This is a genomic window from Szabonella alba, from assembly GCF_016765775.1.
Classification (GTDB): Bacteria; Pseudomonadota; Alphaproteobacteria; order Rhodobacterales; family Rhodobacteraceae; genus Szabonella; species Szabonella alba.
In genome coordinates, this window is record NZ_JAESVN010000001.1 from 223904 (window position 1) to 244218 (window position 20315).

The following is a 20315-nucleotide window of genomic DNA, read 5'->3' on the forward strand; positions in this document are numbered from 1 at the left end:
GGGATCACGAACAGGATAAAGACGATGGCACTCGACGACGATCAGCGCAAATGGCTCGACGCCGCCCTCAAGTCCAAGGGGCGTTTCACCCGGGCCAAATCCATCAAGTCGGATTGGGAGGATTACCGCCGCCGCCGCGCCAAGGCAGAAACCTATCTTGCCGCGCTGGATGCGAATGCGCCGCAGCGTGTGCAGGTGGAACAGGGTCTGACCGCTGCCGATGCGCTGGCCAAGGATGGAAAATTCTCGAATGCCTACAAGGCGCTGAGCGCTGTGAAGGCGCAGGCCAAGACCGCTAGCCCCGCCCGGATCGAGGCGATTGCGCTGGCCTCGATCACTGCCAAGATCGACAGGCTTGATAGCGACGTGACCCAGTGCCGCGCCATCTGTGTGCGCGTTCTGGGCGATCAGCGGCGCTTTCTGGACCGGGTCCGGGCGATGCCCAAGGCGGCGGACCAGCCCGATCTGGAAACCTATACCCGGTTCATCAACAATCAGATCAAGACGGTGGAGCCGCAACTTCGCGCCGAGAATGAATTGCTGAATGCCAATTGCCTGACCTTCGCAGGGCAGCTTGGCACGAAGAAGGTGCCAGCGCGACTGGATGAAATCGCCGAAGAGATCCGCGTTGCGGAAACCGCCGGACTGTCCAAGGCGGTTGCCGCGTTGAAGACACGGTTCGGGACGATCAGCGCCCGCGCGACCGAGAATGACAATCTGGCAATTGATAACAATGTCTTTACGAGCAAGCGCCTGAGGAATTTCAAGGAGAATCAGGGCGCGATCGAGCTGTTGCGGGCAGGGGGCTCAAAGTTTCAGGAGCGTGAAAATGCGGTGCAGCCGGATGCAAAAACCGATGATGCCCGCGCGGATCTGAAGGATCAGGGCCTTTCCGCGCTGATCAATGAACTTGAGGATGACATCCGGCTGGACAAGGCCGTGGCGCGGATGCGCGCCGACGGGCTGACCGATGCCGGGCTGGTCGCCAATACCGGGTCTGGTCCTGTAAGCCGGGCGCCCGAGCCTGTCGGTTTCGACGGGGATCGCATTTTCGGGGCGGCCGTTTCGGACAGCGATGATTTTCCAGATGAAGTGCCCGAAGACATGGCGGCCGATCTGGCTGATTTCGCGGCTATGCGGATCAAGGCCGTTCTGAAAACGCTTGATCCGAAAGGCGATGAGATTTTTGATCTTCTGCTCAAGACGCCCGAGGAACTGGCGCAGATGTGTTCGCTGTCGGTCTGCGGCGTCGATGCGCCCGGCGGGCAAAGTGACTCGCAGGCCGCCTGTTTTAAACGGGTGGCCGAGGCGATGCGGGCCGAAATCCTTGCCTCAAGCCCCAACCGGATGGCCGATGACAAGTCGAAGATCAGCGTCGGCGGTGTGGATTACGATCTGGCCGAAACGCTGGGCGAGGGCGGATTCGGCGCTGTGCGCCGCTATCGTGACCCAGCGACCGGCAAGACGGTCGTGGTGAAATCGCTGACGGGGAATGTCTCGGACAAAAAGCGCGCGGCGATGGTCGAGGAGATGCGCACCCATCGGCAATTGCTGAACGAGGATCCGGATGCGCCCGGGGCGAAGAACCTTGTCGGCATGGAAGGCGCGGCGGTGTCCTCGGACGGATCCTTGCACCTGATGCTGGAAGATGCCGAAGGCGGCGATGTGACCCTTGCGGGCAATGCGCTGGTCGAACTGGAACGGCAGGGCATCCTGCCGCCCGAGGCGCGGCAGGCCATCGCGCAGGACATGCTGCGGCAGGCCGTCATGGCGATGAAGGCGATGGAGGCGCGCGGTCTTGTCCATAATGACCTGAAGCCCGCCAATATGATGATGACCGCCGAGGGCACGCTGAAGGTGATCGACTTCGGCGAAAGCCGCTTCATCGGCGATGACGGCACCGCGCCCGATCAGGAGACCGGCGGTTTCCAGACCACCGGGGGCTATGCCGCCCCCGAGGTGGAGGGCCGGACCGATGCACCCGTGACCTCGCGCGCCGATGCCTTTGCCTTGCATGGAATCCTGCGCGCCCTTGGGGGCCCCGACATGGATCAGGGCAAGGCCACAAGGGAAAACGCCCAGCCCGTCACGGCACTGGGGCGGCTGGCCAAGGGGCTGTCCGATCCCGACCCCGACAAGCGCCCGTCGCTGGATGCGGTTCTGGCCAGCACCTATCTGAACAGTGCAGAACAGGACCATCACCCCGAGGACGTGAAAGAGCTTGTCTCCTCGGCCTCGGAAATGAATGCGGCCGTGGCAAAGGTGCGGGTGACGCTTCAGGCAGATGAGTTCAAGTCCAATGAACCGTCCAAGATGGACGGAAGCTGGAAAGCCTTCATGCCCGCGATCACCTCGGGCAAGGGCGATGTTCCGCTCAGCCTGCTGCAGACGATGGTGACGGCGCTGGATGATCAGATCAACACCGCGCAGTCCCGGCTTGCCTCGGCCAAACCCGAGGATGCGCAGTTCAACCGCGATCAGATGCAGAAGGCCCAGACGAAAAAAGACTTCTGGATGAAGAAGATCAGCGAGGGGTTCGACGGGGCGCGTCTTGGCGGCAAGGCCGAATATGACAACGCGCTGAATGATCCGTCGAAAACCGTGGCCGTCGCCGAGGATGGCGGCGGAACGCTGACGCTGAAGGCGGCGGTGGCGCTGCGCGACCGTCGCAAGGCCGAGATCACCAAGCTGCAATCGGATTTCTACGGCCTGATGGACCGCGACCCGCAAAAGGCCGCCGACGTGATGGTCGCGGTGAATACAAGGCTGAAGGCCTATGGCGATCAGGTCGCGGGGATCGACAAGGCGGTAAAGGCGGCGCTTGGCGATTCTGCGAAATTCTATCTTGCAGAACAGCAGCTTGCCGAAGTATCGGCCCGGTTCGGCCCGCGCAAGAAGTCTGAACAGGATCTTGCGCAGAAATCCAGCCCGCCCCCGATTCCGCCCCGCAAGCCGCCGCCGCCCCGGCCCGGCACGCAAGCGATCCCGCCCGCCCCCCGGCAACCCGGAGAGGTTGATCCCTCGGGCTATGAGGCTGATATCGAGGATGGCCCGGGCGCCTGACAGGCGCACGACAGGCGCTTTGGAGTGGCTGGCAATAGCGTGCGCGAGCGGATGGCGGGCGCAGATGTCACGCTCGGGCAGGGGCGTGACAGGCTGTCACAGCGCCGTCGCCTTTGCAGGTTATCCACAGGCCTATCCCGCCCCGAACCGCCCTTCCCGGCGCAGCCTGTGGACCCCGACCGATGCCGCCCCGCCCGTCTCTTCAGCGCGCCGATACCCTGCCCAGTCCGCGCAAGCCGGAACCCGCGATGCGGCGGTTGCCGGATCTGTGGCTGACCGGGGCAAAGGTGCTGCGCGACGGGGCGCTGGAACCGGCCGAACAAGGGATCGCGACCGGGCGTCTGGGACAGCCGCAACCGGGGGCGGCCGAGGTGGATCTGGCCGGTTGTCTGATCCTGCCGGGCATCGTCGATCTGCACGGACCCACCCCTTTCCCGCTGCGTGCAGCGCGGGATCTGGACAGCGTGCTGGCTGCGCTGGACCGGCGCGCGGCGCGCGGCGGCGTGACCACCGGCCATCTGGTGCAGCATTGGGGCTGGACGACAGGCTGGAACGGTCATGACGGGGCCTGCAACCTGATGCAGGCGGTGGCGCGCCGCCGTGCCGGGGCGCTGACCGATCTGCGCGTGAAACCCTGTGTCGAGATTCGACTGGCCGCTATGGCCGCGCCGTTGCTGTCGGCGATGGACCTGTTCAACCTGCGCTATGCCGTACTGACCGACAGTCTGGAGCCGCTGATGGCGCTGCATCGCCGCCAGCCGCAGGAATTTGAACAGCGCGCGAAGGGGTTGGGGCTGACCGCTGCCGAATTGCTGGCGCGGATGGCGGCGGCCTTTGCCGGGGCCGGGGCGGTGCCCGCGTCGCTGCGCGCGCTGGCGGGGGGATTTGACATGGCGGGGGTGCGGTTCGGATCATCGGGGGATCCGGATGCCGAAACGCGAGAGTTGCATGCCATGATGGGCGCTCGGATCGCGGAATTTCCGGGCTCACGCCGTGCGGCGATGGCGGCGCCACCGGTCGGCGATGGCGTGGTGCTGTCGGCGCGGCGGATCGCGGCGGGCGACCCCGAGGAGGCGCGACTGATGCAGGATCTGCTGCGCGCGGGCGGGCGGGTGGCGCTGGCCTCGCAAGGCGATCCGGCCGCATTGGTCGCCGCCGCCTTCCGCCTTGCAGATCAGGGGCTTTGCAGTCTGGCGACAGGCTGGGGCGCGCTGTCCACGATCCCGGCGGCGCTGCTGGGGCTGCATGACAGGGGCCGCATCGCGTCGGGCCTGCGTGCCGATCTGGTCATCGTTGATGCCGCGACGCGGCGCATCGCGGCGGTGATCTGCGACGGGCGGCTGGTCCATGCCCGGCCCGAATGGCGCAGCCGCTTCCGCCCGCGCCCTGCGACGCGCTTTGCCGCGCAGTAAGCGGGGTCAGCGCAGAAAGGCGCGGCGCAGCGTATCGGTGAAGCGGATCATCACCTGCCCGCCCGAGGCCGCCGAGGTCACGGCTTGCCGCAACGCGGCTGTGAATTCCGCGACCGGATCCTCCGCCCCCTCCAGATCCACCACCTGCCAGCCGCAGGCCCGTGCGATGGCGGACAGATCGGGCGTCAGGATATCGACGCCCAAGGGGGGGACATTCTGCGCGACCATTGCCGATTTGATCTCGGCGTAACCGTCATTGTCATGCAAAAGCATGATCACCGGGGCCCTGGCCTCAACCGCGCTGGTCAGTTCCGACAGGCAGAATTGCAGCCCGCCATCGCCCGTAAGGCAGATAACCGGCGCATCATCGGCCAGTGCGGCCCCGATGGCGGCGGGCAGGCCGTAGCCCAGCGTGCCGAAACCGGTGGCCGAGTTGAAATAGCCCCCCGGACGCGCCGCCGCAAAGGCGGTATTGCCGGAATAGACCAACTGCGTCGAATCCCCCGCAATCAGCGCCTCGGGCAGCGTGTCGCGCACAAGGTTCAGCAGCGCCAGATCGGCGCGCATCAGACCGGACAGCGCACCGATCCCGGCCTGCGCGTCTGCCGCCCGGGCGGCACCCGTTCCGGCGGGGCGGGGCGGGATCGCGGCCTGCAGCGCCGCAACGCCCAGCCGGGCATCGCCGGTCAGCACCAGTGCGGGCCGGGCGCCGCGTAGCGCCTGCACCGGGTCGATCTCCAGCCGAATAAGCCGTCCGGGCAGGGTCAGGCCGTCATCCTCATACATGTCGTAATCGGTGGGGCCGAATTCGGTGCCGATGGCCAGCACGACATCCGCCGCCGCGATCAGCGCGCGCGTCGCGGGCATCGAGGGGCTGAGCGTGACCGCCAGCGGATGCCCCGGCGGCAGCAGGCCGCGTGCATTGGTCGTCATCACCACGGGCGCATCCAGTGCCTTGGCCAGATCCGGCAGCACATTCGCCGCGCCAAGCGCGCCGCCGCCTGCAAGGATCAGCGGATTTTGCGCACCCGACAGCCATTCCGCCGCACGGCCGACCAGCGCCGGATCGGGACCTGCGCGCCCGACGCGCAGCACGGTTTCGGGCAAGGGCAGATGGCCCGCATCGGCCAGCATCACGTCGATGGGTAGTTCCAGATGCACCGGACGGGGCCGCGTGCTGTCAAAAACCGCGAAAGCCTCGGCCAGCGCGGGGGCCAGATCCTCGGGCCGGTGGATCGTGCGGCTGAAGGCCGAGACCCCGGCCGCCATGGCCTGCTGGTCGGGCAGTTCATGCAGCCAGCCGCGTCCCGATCCCATGCGGCCATGCGCGTTCACGGTCGAGATCACCAGCATCGGGATACTGTCGCCATAGGCCTGCCCCATGGCGGTGAAGATATTGGTCATGCCGGGCCCGGAAATGATGAAACAGACCCCCGGTTTCCCGCAGGCGCGGGCAAAGCCGTCGGCCATGAAGCCCGCCCCCTGTTCATGGCGCGGCGTCACATGGCGGATCCCCGACCCGGCCAGCCCGCGATACAGCTCGATCGTATGCACGCCGGGGATGCCGAACACCGTGTCGACGCCATAGGCGCGCAGCAGATGGGTCAGATAGACACCTGTCGAGATTGCCGTTGTCATGGTCTGCGTGCCTCCTGTCGCCTTTGTCCTGCCGCGAGGCCGATGGTCTGCACGACCCCGACCCCGGCCATACCCTAGCCGCTCTGCCATCGCGCACCACCGAAATCGGCAGGGCTTGCAGACCCTTTCTTTTCACCGGATAATCCGTCACATAAGGGGATTGGCCGCGATGCCCCCCTTGACCCCGACCCGTTCATCCCTTTTTCGGCCCGGACCCGGGCAGGATACCGCAATGCATCCGTTCATGATCCTTTTCCATCTTGCCGCTGCCGTGATGCTGCTTCTCTGGGCGGTGCGGATGGTGCGGACGGGGGTGGAACGCGCGCATGGTCCGGCGCTGAAATCGGCGCTGCGCGGGGCCCGGGGCGGGCAGCCCGGCATGGCGCTTGTCGGTACGGCGCTGGCGGTGGTGCTGCAAAGTTCAACGGCGGTGGGGTTGCTGGCGGCGGGGTTTGCGGCCAGCGGGATCCTTGGCATCGCGGCGGGGCTGGCGGCGATGATCGGGGCCGATCTGGGGTCGGCGCTGGTGGTCAAAGTACTGTCCTATGACCTGTCGGAACTGGTGCCGATGCTGATCCTTGCGGGCACGGTGCTGTTTCTGAAACTTGAAAGCCGTGCCGCGCGGCAATGGGGGCGCATCCTGCTGGGGGTGGCCTTCATCCTGATGTCGCTGGCGATGATTTCCGAGGCGACCGAACCCCTGCGCGAAAGCAGCATGCTGCCGGTCGTAGCGGGCTATCTGGCGGGCGATCCGCTGACCGCCTTTGCTGTGGCGGCACTGCTGGCATGGGCTGTGCATTCCTCGGTCGCGACGGTGCTGATCTTTGTCAGTTTTGCCGGTTCGGGCCTGTTGCCGATGGAGGCCGCGCTGCCGATGGTGCTGGGGGCCAATCTGGGTGGCGGGCTGGTTGGCGTCTGGCTGACCCGTGCCATGCCATTGCCGGCGCGGCGCATCCCCTTGGGCAATCTGATCGTGCGGGGCGTGGGCGCGGCGCTGGCGCTTTTGGCGGTGATCGCCGTTCCGGTGCCGCTGGAGCGGCTGGGGGCCGGGGCCGGGCAACAACTGGTGAATTTCCATGTGCTGTTCAATGCGGCGCTGGTTTTGCTGGCGCTGCCGCTGGTGGGGGTGGTGGACCGCCTGACTGCGCGGCTCTGGCCCGAACCGATGGCGCCCGATGCCGCCAAGCCTTTCATTTCCGCGCTGGACGGCAAGACGGCCGCGACGCCCGCGCTGGCGCTTGCCTCGGCCAAGCGCGAACTTCTGCATATGGGTGAAACGGTGGAACTGATGTTCCGCCCGGTCATGGACCTTATCGAGGGCGGTGACAAATCCGCGATCGCGCGCATCCGCGCCACCGATGACGAGATCAACCGCCGCCATACCGATATCAAGATGTTCATTGCCGGAATGAACCGCGGCACGCTGTCGAAGGACGAGGCGCGGCGCGGGCTGGAACTGTCGGCCACCGCGACCGATTTTGAATATATCGGCGATCTGATCGCCAAGACCCTGCTGACACTGGCCGAGGAAAAGGCCCGCAAGCGGCTGCGCTTTTCCGCCGAGGGCTGGCTGGAGATGAACCGCCTGCATGCGCGGGTCGAGGCCAATCTGCAACTGGCGATGAATGTGCTCGTCTCGGGCGATCTGGCCAGCGCCCGCACGCTTGCGGCGGAAAAGGAAGTGATGCGCCGTCTGGAACGCGAAAGCCATGACAAGCATCTGGCGCGCCTGCAATCGGGTCAGGCCGAAAGCATCGAGACCAGCGACATGCATCTGGAAATCGTGCGCGCGCTGAAAGAGATCAACTCGCTGCTGGTCAAGACCGCCTATCCGATCCTGAAGGAATGCGGGCATCTGCTGGAAAGCCGCCTTGCCCCGGCAGAACGCGAAACCGCCTGACCCATCCCTGCGCCTGATCCACCTTGCGGCAGGGATCAGCCCCGCCTGTTGCGCCGGACAATCTTGCGCCGTGCGGGGGCAATTCCGGGTTTGCGCCCGCCCCGGCGTTTTGACGCAGGCGCGGGCAGGCCCCGATCCTCAACCTCGATCAGTTCAAGGATGATGCCGCCTGTCACCGGCACGGCCTCGGTCAGGCGCACGGTGACGCGCTGGCCAATCCCCAGTGTCAGGCCGCTGTCGGCGCCGACCAGCACCTGCGCATCCGGGTCGAAATGGAAGAATTCGCGCCCGACCGACCGGATCGGGATCAGACCATCGGCGCCGCTGTCATCCAGCCGCACGAACAGCCCGAAGCGCTGCACACCCGAGATGCGGCCCTTGAAACTGCTGCCCACGCGGTCACGCAGCCATGCCGCCAGATAGCGGTCGGTCGTGTCGCGTTCGGCCATCATGGACCGGCGTTCGGTGTCGGAAATCAGCTTGCCCGTCTCGGCCATGTTTTCCACATCGAAGGAGCTGAGCCCGTCATCGCCCCAGCCATGGCCCGAAATCAGCGCGCGGTGCACGATCAGGTCGGAATAGCGCCGGATCGGTGAGGTGAAATGCGCGTAATTGCGCAAGGCCAGCCCGAAATGCCCGAAATTGTCCGACCCGTAATAGGCCTGCGTCATCGAACGCAGCAGGGTGATGTTCATCAGCTCGTCGAAATCCGTGCCTTCGGACTGCGCCAGCAGCCGGTTCAGATGCGCGGTTTTCAGAACCTGACCCTTTGCCAGCGTGAAGCCCGAGGCCTCGGCCACGTCGCGCAGCGCGTCAAGCTTGTCGGGCGAGGGTTCCTCATGCACCCGGAACAGCAGCGGGCGTTTCAGGCGGATCAGCTCCTCGGCGGCGGCGACATTGGCGAGGATCATGAATTCCTCGATCAGCTTATGCGCGTCGAAACGGTCGTAGAAATCGACCGAGACCACCTCACCCGCATCTGACAGCACGATCTTGCGTTCAGGCAGGTCAAGATCCAGCGGCTGACGTTCGGCCCGGGCCAGTTTCAGCGCTGCGTAAGCGGCGTAAAGCGGGCGGATCACCGCATCCAGCAAGGGCGCGGTGGCGGCATCGGGATTGCCGTCCTGCGCCGATTGCACCTGCGCATAGGCCAGCGAGGCGCGCGAGCGCATGATACCGCGTGTGAAACGATGACCGATCTTGCGGCCATGTGCGTCCAGCACCATCCGCACGGCCATGCAGGGACGGTCCACGCCCTCATGCAGGCTGCACAGATCGCCCGACAGGATATCGGGCAGCATCGGCACGACGCGGTCGGGGAAATAGGTTGAGTTGCCGCGCCGCCGCGCCTCTCGGTCCAGCGCCGAACCGGGGCGGACATAATGGGCGACATCGGCGATGGCGACCCACAGGATATGACCGCCCGGATTGCCGGGGCTGTCATCGGGCAGGGCCAGCACCGCATCGTCGCGGTCGCGCGCATCGGGCGGGTCGATGGTCACAAGATCCAGATCGCGCAGATCCTCGCGCTTGCCCAAAGTCGCGGGCTGCGCCGCATCGGCCTCGGCGATCACCGCATCGGGAAAGGCATCGGGGATGCCGTGCTGATGGATGGCGATCAGGCTGACGGCACGCGGCCCGGTCGGATCGCCCAGACGGGCCGTGATGCGCGCCTGCGGCAGACCCATCTGGCGCCGCCCGATCTGTTCGGCCTCGACCAGTTCACCGTCGCGGGCGTCGAGCGTGGCATCGAGGCCGACGCGCCATTCCTTGTCGGCCTTCTTGTCGATGGGCAGGATGCGCCCGCCCTCGGACCCCGCGCGGAAGATGCCAAGCACCTTTTGCGGGTTCGATCCGATCTTGCGGATCAGCCGTCCGATATGGCTGTGATCCTCGGCCGCGACGGGTTCGATCCGGGCAAGGATACGGTCGCCTTCGCCAAGCGCCGGGTCGGATTTCTTCAGCGACAGCAGGATGCGCGGGGCATCGCCTTCGTCGTTCCATTCCAGCGGGCGGGCGAACAGATCGCCCTGCGCATCGGGGGCCAGAACCGCAAGCACGCTGACGGGCGGCAGGGATTCGGGATCGCGATAGCTGCGCTTTTTCTTCTCGACCGCGCCATCGGCCTCCAGTTCCTTGAGCATGCGTTTCAGCTCAATCCGCAGAGCGCCGCCCTTGATGCCAAAGGCCTTGGCGATATCGCGTTTCGAGGCCAGCGACGGATTGTCGGCAAGCCATTGCAGGATCTGGTCTTTGGAGGGCAACTGGTTCATCCCCGCGCCTTAGCATGCAGGGCAGGGCGCGTCATCCGCAATCGCGGGGCGGGCGGCAGGCCGATGGGGCAAAGGCGGGGCCTTTCCGGCGGCCTGCGGTCAGAGCTGCAGGACCATGTCGCGATGCGGGATGCCCGCATCGTCATAGACCGGGCCTTCGGCGGCAAAACCCAGCCCTTCATAGAACCCAAGCGCATGGGTCTGCGCGCCCAGTTTCGCCCGTTTGATGCCCGGCAAGGCGCGGAATTCCGCAATCGCGGCCCGGATCAGCGCAGCCCCCAGCCCGGTGCCGCGCGCCGCACGCAGCACGCAGACGCGGCCGATCTTGCCGGTTTCGCCGCGGATCAGCAGCCGCGCCGATCCGACGGGGCGGCCATCCTGCAACGCCAGCAGATGGATCGCCTCATCGTCCAGATCGTCGATTTCATCGGCCTCGGACACGCCCTGTTCCTCGATGAACACGATGCGCCGCAGGGCGCGGCAGGCCGCGATATCCCCTGTGCGGGCGATGGTTGTGCCGGTCATGCGAAATAGTCCCGCAGGATGCGCCCGTAAATCGCCTTCAACTGGCCGATCTGCGCCACTTCCACCCGTTCATCGACCTGATGCATGGTCTGGCCGACAAGGCCAAATTCCACCACCGGGCAATGATCCTTGACGAAACGCGCATCCGAGGTGCCGCCGCTGGTGGACGCCTCGGGCGTCACGCCGGTTTCAGCCTCGACCGCCCGCGCGATCAGCGCCGAGAAGTCGCCCGGCGGGGTCAGAAAGCTTTCGCCCGAGATCTTGACGGAAACCGCGATGCCCACGCCGGTTTCGGCGGCGACTGTCGCCGCCTCATCCTGCAGCCACTGGCGGATCGAGGCGCCGCTATGGGCGTCGGAAAAGCGGATATTGACTGTCGCCCGCGCCGTGGCGGGGATCACATTCGTCGCAGGATTGCCCGCGTCGATCGTGGTGATCGCCAGCGTTGTGGGGTCGAAATGGTCGGTTCCCCGGTCCAGTTCATGCCGGTCAAGCCGGTCCATCAGCCGCACCAGCGCCGAAAGCGGGTTTTTCGCGCGATGCGGATAGGCGGAATGGCCCTGAACGCCCGTCGCGACAAACCGCGCGGTCAGCGAACCGCGTCGCCCGATCTTCATCATCTCGCCCATGCGGGCGGGGCAGGTGGGTTCCCCGACAAGGCAATGGGTCATCGCCTCGCTGTTTTCGGCCATCCAGTCCAGCAGCGCGCGCGTGCCATCCTCGGCCACGTCTTCCTCATCCCCGGTCAGGGTCAGGATCACCGCGCCATCGGGGGGCGTGTCGCGGACGAAATCCACCGCTGCCGCGACAAAGGCCGCGACGCCCGATTTCATGTCGGTGGCACCGCGCCCATAGAGCCAGCCATCGCGGATTTCAGCGCCGAACGGGTCGCAGGTCCAGGCGCTGGCATCGCCCACCGGCACCACATCGGTATGGCCGTTGAAGCCAAAGCTCCGATTGGCCCCCCGGCGTCCCCAGCGGGCAAAAAGATTGGCGATCCCGCCCCGGTCGGCGCGGTGACATTCGAACCCGGCCGCCATCAGCAGGGATTCCAGCAGCACCAGCGCACCGCCCTCGGCGGGGGTGACGGAAGGACAGCGCACCAGCGCCGCCGTCAGCGCAACAGGATCGACGGGAGAGGCGGCCAGTGCGGCACCTGTGGTTTCGGGCGGCAAGGGGGGCATGGGCATCTCCGGCTTGGGAACGTTTCCGTCGATAGACCGGCTGCCGCAGGGCCGCAAGCAGGCGGGAGCCGACGAAACATGCAATTTCCGGGGGATTACTGTTGCTGCAACGCAACCCGATGCGCGCCAGCGGTGCAAACCGTTTCTTTATCCGTGACAATTCCGGTCCTGCGCGCTGTAGTTTTTTGCATAACAAGAATGTCCCGAGGCAGGACAACGCAGGGCCAATGTGCCCCCGAGAGCAGGTAGGACGACAAGGCGGGATGCTTTTCCCGTCGTCGTTGCGTTTGGACTGTCTCCCGGCAATGGGGGCCAGAATGGCAGTCGGCGCGAACCTGAACTATCAGACCAATGCATCCGCGATGAACATGGCGCGCACGATCTTCGGCGACGGGGTGACAGTGACCTCTGCCAGCTATTCCGGCCCGTCCTATTCTTCCGCGATCTATTCGAACGGGCATCTGTCATCGGGTGTCGTGCCATCGTCCAGCGGGGTGATCCTGTCGACCGGCCGGGCCACGGATTTCACGCAATCGGGTGGCGATCCGAACCGCGACAGCGGCACATCCACCGATACATCCGGCGCGAACAACAATTCGCAGTTCAACGCGATTGCCGGAACCCGCACCTATGATGCGGTCTGGCTGGATGCCAGTTTCATTCCGACCGGGAATGTCATGTCGATCCAGTTCGTTTTCTCATCCGAGGAATATCCCGAATATATCAATTCGGATTACAATGACGTGGTGGGCGTCTGGGTGAATGGCCAGCATGTGCCGATCACGGTCGGCAATGGCCGGACCAGTGTGAACAACATCAACGGCACCAATCAGGAAAACCTGTTCGTCTCGAACACGGGTGACCAGTTCAACACCGAGATGGACGGCTTCACCCTGACGATGACGCTGACCATGCCGGTCAATCCGGGCGTCACCAACTCCATCCGGATCGGCATCGCCGATGCCTCGGACACGCAATATGACAGCAATCTGCTGATTGCAGCCGGATCCCTGCAGACGGTGGTGGTGGCGCGTGATGATTATGTCGATCTTTTTGCGACAGGATCGAAAACCGTCGATATCCTTGCCAATGACATCCGGCCCGGCAATGCGGCACTGGTCATCACCAAAATCAACGGGGTGCCGGTGACGGTGGGCTCGGTCGTCACGCTGCCATCGGGGCAGGTGGTGACGGTCAATGCCGATGGCACGATCACCCTTCAGGGCGACGGGCAGGTGGAACAGGTTTCCTTCACCTATGAAACCGGGCTGAACAGCGGCGGAGGGCCGAAGGATACCGGCTTTGTCCATATCAACTCGATCCCCTGTTTCGTGGCGGGTACGATGATCCTGACGCCCGGGGGCGAAGTGCCGGTTGAAAGCCTGTGCCCCGGCGACCTGGTCGTGACGCAGGATGAGGGACCGCGCCCGCTGCGCTGGATCGGGCAGCGCTGCGTGGCGGCCGAAGGGGCCTTTGCCCCGGTCGAGATCGCCGCAGGCACCTTCGGCCCGCATCGCCGCCTGCGCGTCTCGCCGCAGCACCGGATCCTTGTGCGCGACAGTCTGGCCGAACTGCTGTTCGGTGAGACCGAAGTGCTTATCGCCGCGCGGCATCTGGTCAATGGCCGCTCGGTGCGGCAGCGCGCGGGCGGTACGGTCGACTATGTGCATTTGCTGTTCGACCGGCATCAGATCGTGTTTTCCGAGGGGCTGGCGACAGAAAGTTTCCTGCCCGGCACGCAGGTCGCGGATCTGTTCGAGGCCGAGGCAATGGACGAGATCTGCGCGCTGTTTCCCGAACTCGACCCGCGGACAGGCGCTGGCTACAGCCCTGCCGCAAGACGGCTCTTGCGCGCGCATGAGGCGCAGTTGCTGTTCTCGGGCAAGCCGGGGCAGGCGCGCAGCCGACCCCGCAGGCAGGCGGCCTGACAGGGGAGGCGGCAGTGCAGACCGGCTGGATTGCCCTATCGGATCGCGGATTTCTGGCGGACCCGCCGGGGTGCATGGCGGGGGACATGGCGGCAGACAGGACGGGGGCCGTGCTGGCGGCAGGCAGTTTCGTGCTGGAATTCGAGGCCCCGCCCGGGCCCGGCACGGTGCTGCTGGACTATCAGGCGCAAGGTGGCTGGCCGCGCGCCTTTTCAATCTTTGCCGATCCGCAGGCCGGGGTGGCGGTGATGCACCGGCAGGGTGCGCGGCTGGCGCGGCATCTGCTGCCGGGGCCGCTGAATTTTGCCGAGGAAGGCACCGCACAGATCCTGTTTGCATGGGATGGGCCGGGGCGACGCTGGCAGCTTGCGCTGGATCTGCCGGGGCAAAGGCGGCGGATCGTGCAGCAAGGTGCCGATCCGATGCCCCTGCCGCTGGCCGATATCGCAGCCCTTTGCAGAGACGGGGCGGTGCGGCACCGGCGCCTGCGCTGGCTGGGCATCCGGCAAGGCTCTGCGCTGCCGCTTGGCGCGGCCTGGATCGGGCCTGCAACGCCCATCGACACGCCGCAGGGGCCGCAACGGGCCGACCGGTTGCGCATCGGCGATGCCGTTCTGACCGCCTCGGGCGGAGAACGGCAGATCCGCGCGCTGCACCGTATCGACCTGCCGGGCCGGGGGGCGCCTGCGCCGGTCCGGCTGCGCGCGCCTTATTTTGCACGCCCGGGCGATATTCTGGTTTCGCCCGATCAGCCGGTGCTGATTTCCGGGGCGGAGGTGGAATATCTGTTCGGGGTGGAACAGGTGCTGGCCGAAGCCGCAGATCTGGCCGAGGGGCGCGCGGCGCTGCGCGAACCTGCCCGGACGGCGACCGGCGGGCTGGCGCTGGATCTGGGCAGGCCGGACCTGTTGCTGAGCGGCGGCTGCGCGCTGCTGTCGGCGCAGGGCGGTGCGGACGCGGGCGCTTTCAGCGCGCCCTGCCGGGTGCTGCATGGGTTCGAGGTTCCGCCGCTGCTGGATCTGCTGGGGCGCAAGGGATCGCGCAGCGCAGCCTGACGCGTCAGGGCGTCACGCCGCTTCCGAAGCGGGTTCAGGGCGTGGGCTTGGGGGCCGGATCGGGTGCTTTCAGTCGTAAAACGGCGTCATCTGCGCCACGATCACCGCGTTTTCACGCAGGGCCCGGTCCATCAGGATGCGTTCCTCGCCCTCGATCACATCGCCTGCGGCCTGCCGGTCCTCCAGCGTGCCATAACCTTCGACATCCAGCGGCGCCAGATCGGCCTGTTTCAGCACGGCAACGGTTTCGCGCACCGCCTCGGCCTCATCCACGCCCGAGGCATAGCAGATCAGCCCGGCCCCGGTGGCCTTGTCGGGCAGGCCATCGCCCGTCTTGCGTCCGACCTGCACCAGCAGCGTGTAAACCGATTGCGGGCGTTTGGGGCGGGATTCGGGTTTCTTCTCGGTCATCTGCGCCTCCGCTGCCTTGCGCCCCGGCAGTAACAAGGCCTGCCCCGCCCGGCAAGCCCGCCCTTGCGGTGGCGGGCAAAGGATGCTCCTCTTCCTGCAGACCTGACCGGAGATCCCGATGCGCCGCCTGCTGCTTGCCGCTGCCCTTGCCCTGCCGCTGGCGGGCTGTTTCGATGCCGATGTGACGCTGGATTTCAAGGATGCCGAGACGGTGGACACGGTGATGTCCTTTTCCATGACGCGGCAACTGTTCGACATGGGCGGCAAACCCCCGGCCGAGGCCTGCGCGGACGGGCGGCATGAGCTGACAACTGATCGTTTCACCTGTCACACCGAAAAGACCATGACGGTGGATGAGTTCATCGCCGAGGCCGAGACCCGCGCCGCAGAATCCCCGGTCGACCGGATGCGTGAGGCGGCTCTGGTCGAACGGCTGGCGGATGACCGCCTGCGCGTGACGCTGGATTTCGCCGAAATGGCGCAGGGCGGCGGCGATCTGCAGGAGATGCGGGCCATGGCGGGCATGATGCGCGCCGCACTGGCCGGGCACAGCCTTGTCTTCCGCATCCGCGCCCCGCAGATCGACGAGACGACGGGCACCCTGTCGGAAGACGGCACAGAGGCCGAATATATCCTGCCGCTGACTGCGATTCTGGATGCGACACCACCTGCGTCCTTCGTGACGACGGTCACGCTGAAATCCTGCACGCTGTGGATCTTCTGCTGACCCTGTGGCGCGGGAGCATCGGTGATATTCACTGAACGGAATGTGATTTGGTTTCTGCGCTGCGGCAGCATAGCTGGATAGAAAACCAGCAGTCCAAGTTACAGGATCATTGTCATGCCCGTTCTACCCCGTCGCCGGTTCCTTGCCCTTTCTGCCGCCGGTCTTGCCCTTGGCGCGACCCCCCTGCGCGCCCAGCAGGCTGGCGCCGTTGCGACCGACCGGCGCGATCCGCTGGCAGCACCCGTGCGCAACAATATCTCCTCCTTCCGCACGGTGGACTGGCGCGACCATTTCGACACGCTGGGCGTGTCCACGATCATTGCCGATACGTCGTCCCGCGCGCTGAGCTACTGGAATGCCGATGGCAGCGATTACCGGGTGTTTCCGACCTCGGTGCCGATTTCGGATGAACTGACCAAGCGTGGCCGGACCGAGGTGGTGCGCAAACGGGTGGGCCCCGACTGGACCCCCACGGCCAGCATGGTCGAGCGGAATCCGGACCTGAAATACATGCCGCCCGGACCGGATAATCCGCTGGGCACCCATGCGATGTATCTGTCCTGGCCTGCCTATCTGATCCATGGCACGCATGACACGCGCAAGATCGGGCGGCCGTCATCGGATGGTTGTATCGGGCTTTACAACGAACAGATCGCGGAACTGTTCGCGATCACCCCGGTCGGCACGCAGGTTTTGATTCTGTAACAGCCCGCTGGCAAAGCCCTTGCGGGCATTCGTGCCAGAGGCAGAACCGGAGAAGTTTCCCGGTTCATTGCTTGGCCGGGGCCATCGCCCCGGTCATGCATTGCAGTGTCCGCGTGCCATCCGGTGTGCCATCCGCTGGCCCCAAGGCCGTCGGATGGCACCTGCCCGCCCCTTGGCGGGCGCCTTGCTTCCGCCCGGGCAGGCGCTGTCCTCGGGTGTCGCCATGGGCTGGCCGTCCCGGGGCAAGCTCTGCATTGCGGGCGGGAAAAGCGATGCTTTTCCGGGTCCGCCCGAACCGATCACAAGGGCCGCGGAACGCGGAACAATTGCCCGCTCTCCACGCCTCGGATCTGCATTTTCAGCGGCCTGACTGGCCGGGCGTGGCCGTCAGTCGCGCAACAATTCGTTGATCGAGGTCTTGGACCGGGTCTGCGCATCGACCTTTTTCACGATCACCGCACAATACAGGTTGATGCCGTTCTTTGACGGCATCGAGCCTGCGACGACGACCGATCCGGCAGGCACTTCGCCATAGGTCACGGCCCCGGTCTCACGGTCCACGATCTTGGTCGATTTGCCGATGAAAACGCCCATGCCCAGGACCGAACCCTCGCGCACGATGCAGCCCTCGACCACCTCGGACCGCGCGCCGATGAAGCAGTTGTCCTCGATGATCGTCGGGCCCGCCTGCATCGGTTCCAGCACGCCGCCGATACCGACGCCGCCGGACAGATGCACGTTCTTGCCGATCTGCGCGCAGGATCCGACCGTGGCCCATGTATCGACCATCGTGCCTTCATCGACAAAAGCCCCAAGGTTCACGAAGGACGGCATCAGCACCACGCCCTTGGCAATATGCGCTGATTTGCGCACGATGCAGTTCGGCACGGCGCGGAACCCTGCGGCGCGGAACTCGGCCTCGCCCCAGCCCGCGAATTTGCTGTCCACCTTGTCCCACCAGCTTGACCCCTGCGGGCCGCCCGATTGCAGACCCATATCCTGCAGCCGGAAGCCCAGCAGAACCGCCTTCTTGGCCCATTGGTTCACATGCCAGTCCGCGCCGCGCTTTTCCGCGACCCGCAGCGTGCCGGTGCCAAGGGCGTCCAGCGTCGCCTCGACCGCGTCGCGGGTTTCTCCCTTGGTCGCGGGCGTGATCGCGTCGCGCGTCTCCCATGCGGCTTCGATGGCAGTTTCCAATGCGGCGTTGGTCATCCGGGTCTCCCTTTGCGGTGGCCTTGGTCGGGATCAGCCTATAGACCGGGCGGCAAGTTCACGCAATTGCCGCAGGGAGCAGGCCGATGAAAGACGATGTGCGCAGCCACCCGTTCCGGGACAGCCAGCAGGATGTCGAGGCCGCAGACCGCATTCCCGATACCCCCCAGACCCGGGCACCCGCCTATCGGCTGGCCTTCAACGATCATGATTTCATGTGTCGTGAGGAACTGCGCCCGGTGCGGTTGCAACTGGAACTGCTGAAGCCGCAGCTTGTGATGGATGAACGCGGGGTTGAATCGACCATCGTGCTGTTCGGCGGCGCGCGCATTCCCGAACCGGCCAAGAAGGACACCGCCCGGACCGAGACCATGGCCGCCCTGTCGGTCTATTACGACGAGGCGCGGCGCTTTGCCCGCCTGATGACCGAACGCAGCATGGCCAGCTATGGGCGCGAAAATGTCATCGTCACGGGGGGCGGCCCGGGTGTGATGGAGGCGGGAAACCGCGGCGCGCATGAGGCGGGCGGGCAAAGCATCGGGCTGAACATCGTGCTGCCGCATGAACAGGCGCCGAATGAATATGTGACGCCCGACCTGTGCTTCAACTTCCATTACTTCGCGATCCGCAAGATGCATTTCCTGATGCGGGCCCGCGCGATCTGCGTCTTTCCGGGCGGCTTCGGCACGATGGACGAGATGTTCGAAAGTCTGACGCTGATCCAGACCGGGCGGATGCGGTCGGTGCCCTTCCTTCTGTTCGGGCGGGCCTTCTGGGAAAAGGTGGTGAACTGGCAGGCCCTGGCCGAGGCGGGCACGATCTCACCCGACGATCTGAAGCTGTTTACCTATGTCGAGACGGCGGAAGAGGCGATTGCCGCCATCGACGGCTGGCCCGATCCGGGCTGCTGAGCGGCGCGACAAGGCGGCGCGGTCATCCCGCGCCGATCAGCATTCCGGCGGCCAGCACCAGCCCGCCGCCCAGCACGACCTGAAGCGTCGCGCGCCAGAAGGGGGTTTCCATGAACCGGTTCTGGATCCAGACGATCGCCCAAAGCTCGACAAACACCACCGCGATGGCGATGGCCGTCGCGGTGCGGAAATCAGGGATCAGATAGGGCAGGGCATGGCCCAGCCCGCCCAGTGTGGTCATCACCCCCGCCGCAATCCCCCGCTTTAACGGCGAGCCGCGCCCCGAAAGTTTGCCATCATCCGATGCCGCCTCGGTAAAGCCCATCGAGATGCCCGCGCCGATACTGGCGGCCAGCCCGACCAGCAATGTCGTGTGATTGTCCTGCGTCGCAAAGGCCACCGCAAAGATCGGCGCAAGGGTGGAAACCGACCCGTCCATCAGCCCCGCAAGCCCCGGCTGCACCCATGTCAGCAGGAACCGCCGCTGATCGGTATCGGCCTCGGCCGCACGCGTATCGGGGGGCAGCAGGGTCGCCTCAAGATCACGGGCACGGGTTTCATGTCCGGCCTCGGCGGCGGCCAGATCGCCCAGCAGGCGCCGGGTGGCGGCATCGCCGGCGCGGGTCGCGGCCAGTTCATAGAATTCGCGCGCCCCGCGTTCCATCGCAGCCGCCTCGGCCCGGATGCGGTCCGGCCCCAGATCAGGCGACAGCCAGACCGGGCGGCGCGCATGGAACCCCGCCACATGTTCCCGCCGCAAAAGCGGGATCACGTCCCCGAACCGGCTGCGATGCAGGTCGATCAGGCGGCGGCGGTGGTCGTCTTCCTCAAGGGCCATGGCCTGCATCAGATCCGCGCTGCCCGGAAAATCGGGGCGCAATCGCTGCGCGAAGCCGCGATAGATCCGGGCATCATCCTCTTCCGAGGAGATCGCAAGTGCGAGGATCTCCTGTTCGGAAAGGTCGGCGAAGCGGCGGCGATAGCTTTGGAAATTCAGCATGGCGGCCTCAATTTTGGAATGATTCTAAACTAGGTTCATCAGGGCTTCGCTGCAAGGGGAATTAAACTGAACTCAACAGTTCATTTTTTACCTTGACGCTGATTTCGGAATGTGGAAAAAACTGAACTGTTCAGTTTAATATGGAGATCGAAATGACCCTCTTCCGCAGTGCCGCACTTCTGATCCTGATGGCTGTTCCCGCAAGCGCAGGCGGCCCGTTCCTTGATCTGCCGAACCTGACCTGGCCTGAACAGGGCGGCGCCGAAACCGGCACGACAACCTCGACCATGCAGGGTGCCACCACCGCGAACTGACCCCGCCCGAACGGGCCTGACCCGGCGGTATGGCTTGCCGTAACTGAACGGTTCGGT

General features: G+C 65.6%; 16 protein-coding genes. 9 read left to right on the plus strand and 7 right to left on the minus strand.

What is annotated here, in order from left to right:
• Positions 1-24 precede the first annotated feature (24 nt).
• A complete protein-coding gene (locus JL811_RS01030) occupies positions 25-3063 on the plus strand; it encodes a protein kinase family protein (protein WP_202686361.1) in 3039 nt (1012 codons plus the stop codon).
• A 248-nt stretch (positions 3064-3311) separates the two neighbouring features.
• Positions 3312-4475 carry an amidohydrolase family protein gene (locus JL811_RS01035; protein ID WP_202686362.1) on the plus strand — a complete coding sequence of 388 codons (1164 nt, stop codon included), beginning with the start codon at positions 3312-3314 and terminating at the stop codon, positions 4473-4475.
• A 6-nt stretch (positions 4476-4481) separates the two neighbouring features.
• On the opposite strand, the gene JL811_RS01040 is transcribed toward JL811_RS01035, so the two are convergent.
• A complete protein-coding gene (locus JL811_RS01040; protein ID WP_202686363.1) occupies positions 4482-6113 on the minus strand; it encodes a 5-guanidino-2-oxopentanoate decarboxylase in 1632 nt (543 codons plus the stop codon).
• Positions 6114-6357: 244 nt separating this feature from the next.
• Between JL811_RS01040 and JL811_RS01045 the strand changes: the two genes are divergently transcribed.
• Positions 6358-8013: a Na/Pi cotransporter family protein gene (locus tag JL811_RS01045; protein WP_237684717.1), complete on the plus strand. Its 1656-nt coding sequence runs from the start codon at positions 6358-6360 to the stop codon at positions 8011-8013.
• 35 nt (positions 8014-8048) lie between these two features.
• On the opposite strand, the gene rnr is transcribed toward JL811_RS01045, so the two are convergent.
• From rnr to dapE, 3 genes are all read right to left on the minus strand, one after another.
• Positions 8049-10286, minus strand: a complete 2238-nt coding sequence (rnr, locus tag JL811_RS01050; protein WP_202686365.1) for a ribonuclease R — start codon at positions 10284-10286, stop codon at positions 8049-8051.
• A gap of 99 nt (positions 10287-10385) precedes the next feature.
• On the minus strand, positions 10386-10811 hold the full coding sequence (locus JL811_RS01055) for a GNAT family N-acetyltransferase (protein WP_202686366.1): 426 nt from the start codon (positions 10809-10811) through the stop codon (positions 10386-10388).
• Complete coding sequence (gene dapE, locus JL811_RS01060) at positions 10808-11995, minus strand: succinyl-diaminopimelate desuccinylase (protein ID WP_202686367.1); 1188 nt, start codon at positions 11993-11995, stop codon at positions 10808-10810. The genes JL811_RS01055 and dapE overlap by 4 nt, the downstream gene beginning before the upstream one ends.
• A gap of 317 nt (positions 11996-12312) precedes the next feature.
• Between dapE and JL811_RS01065 the strand changes: the two genes are divergently transcribed.
• Both JL811_RS01065 and JL811_RS01070 read left to right on the plus strand, forming a co-directional pair.
• Positions 12313-13923: a Hint domain-containing protein gene (locus tag JL811_RS01065; RefSeq protein WP_202686368.1), complete on the plus strand. Its 1611-nt coding sequence runs from the start codon at positions 12313-12315 to the stop codon at positions 13921-13923.
• 86 nt (positions 13924-14009) lie between these two features.
• Complete coding sequence (locus JL811_RS01070) at positions 14010-14978, plus strand: Hint domain-containing protein (RefSeq protein ID WP_202686369.1); 969 nt, start codon at positions 14010-14012, stop codon at positions 14976-14978.
• Between the two features lie 69 nt (positions 14979-15047).
• Here the strand turns inward: JL811_RS01070 and JL811_RS01075 are convergent, their stop codons facing one another.
• Positions 15048-15389 carry a hypothetical protein gene (locus JL811_RS01075; RefSeq protein ID WP_202686370.1) on the minus strand — a complete coding sequence of 114 codons (342 nt, stop codon included), beginning with the start codon at positions 15387-15389 and terminating at the stop codon, positions 15048-15050.
• A 118-nt stretch (positions 15390-15507) separates the two neighbouring features.
• On the opposite strand from JL811_RS01075, the gene JL811_RS01080 reads away from it, so the two are divergent.
• Positions 15508-16116 (plus strand): hypothetical protein, encoded by a 609-nt coding sequence (locus JL811_RS01080; protein WP_202686371.1) that lies wholly within the window; start codon positions 15508-15510, stop codon positions 16114-16116.
• Positions 16117-16230: 114 nt separating this feature from the next.
• Positions 16231-16821, plus strand: coding sequence for a L,D-transpeptidase (locus tag JL811_RS01085; RefSeq protein WP_202686372.1), 591 nt, complete (start codon positions 16231-16233; stop codon positions 16819-16821).
• Positions 16822-17208: 387 nt separating this feature from the next.
• Here the strand turns inward: JL811_RS01085 and dapD are convergent, their stop codons facing one another.
• Positions 17209-18033 (minus strand): 2,3,4,5-tetrahydropyridine-2,6-dicarboxylate N-succinyltransferase, encoded by an 825-nt coding sequence (dapD, locus tag JL811_RS01090; RefSeq protein ID WP_202686373.1) that lies wholly within the window; start codon positions 18031-18033, stop codon positions 17209-17211.
• Positions 18034-18119: 86 nt separating this feature from the next.
• Here dapD and JL811_RS01095 point away from each other — a divergent pair, with 86 nt between their 5' ends.
• Positions 18120-18944, plus strand: coding sequence for an LOG family protein (locus tag JL811_RS01095; protein ID WP_202686374.1), 825 nt, complete (start codon positions 18120-18122; stop codon positions 18942-18944).
• Positions 18945-18966: 22 nt separating this feature from the next.
• Here the strand turns inward: JL811_RS01095 and mbfA are convergent, their stop codons facing one another.
• The gene (gene mbfA / locus JL811_RS01100; RefSeq protein WP_202686375.1) at positions 18967-19944 is read right to left on the minus strand and encodes an iron exporter MbfA; all 978 of its coding nucleotides are present in this window, start codon (positions 19942-19944) and stop codon (positions 18967-18969) included.
• A gap of 152 nt (positions 19945-20096) precedes the next feature.
• Between mbfA and JL811_RS01105 the strand changes: the two genes are divergently transcribed.
• Positions 20097-20258 (plus strand): hypothetical protein, encoded by a 162-nt coding sequence (locus JL811_RS01105; RefSeq protein ID WP_202686376.1) that lies wholly within the window; start codon positions 20097-20099, stop codon positions 20256-20258.
• Positions 20259-20315 lie beyond the last annotated feature (57 nt).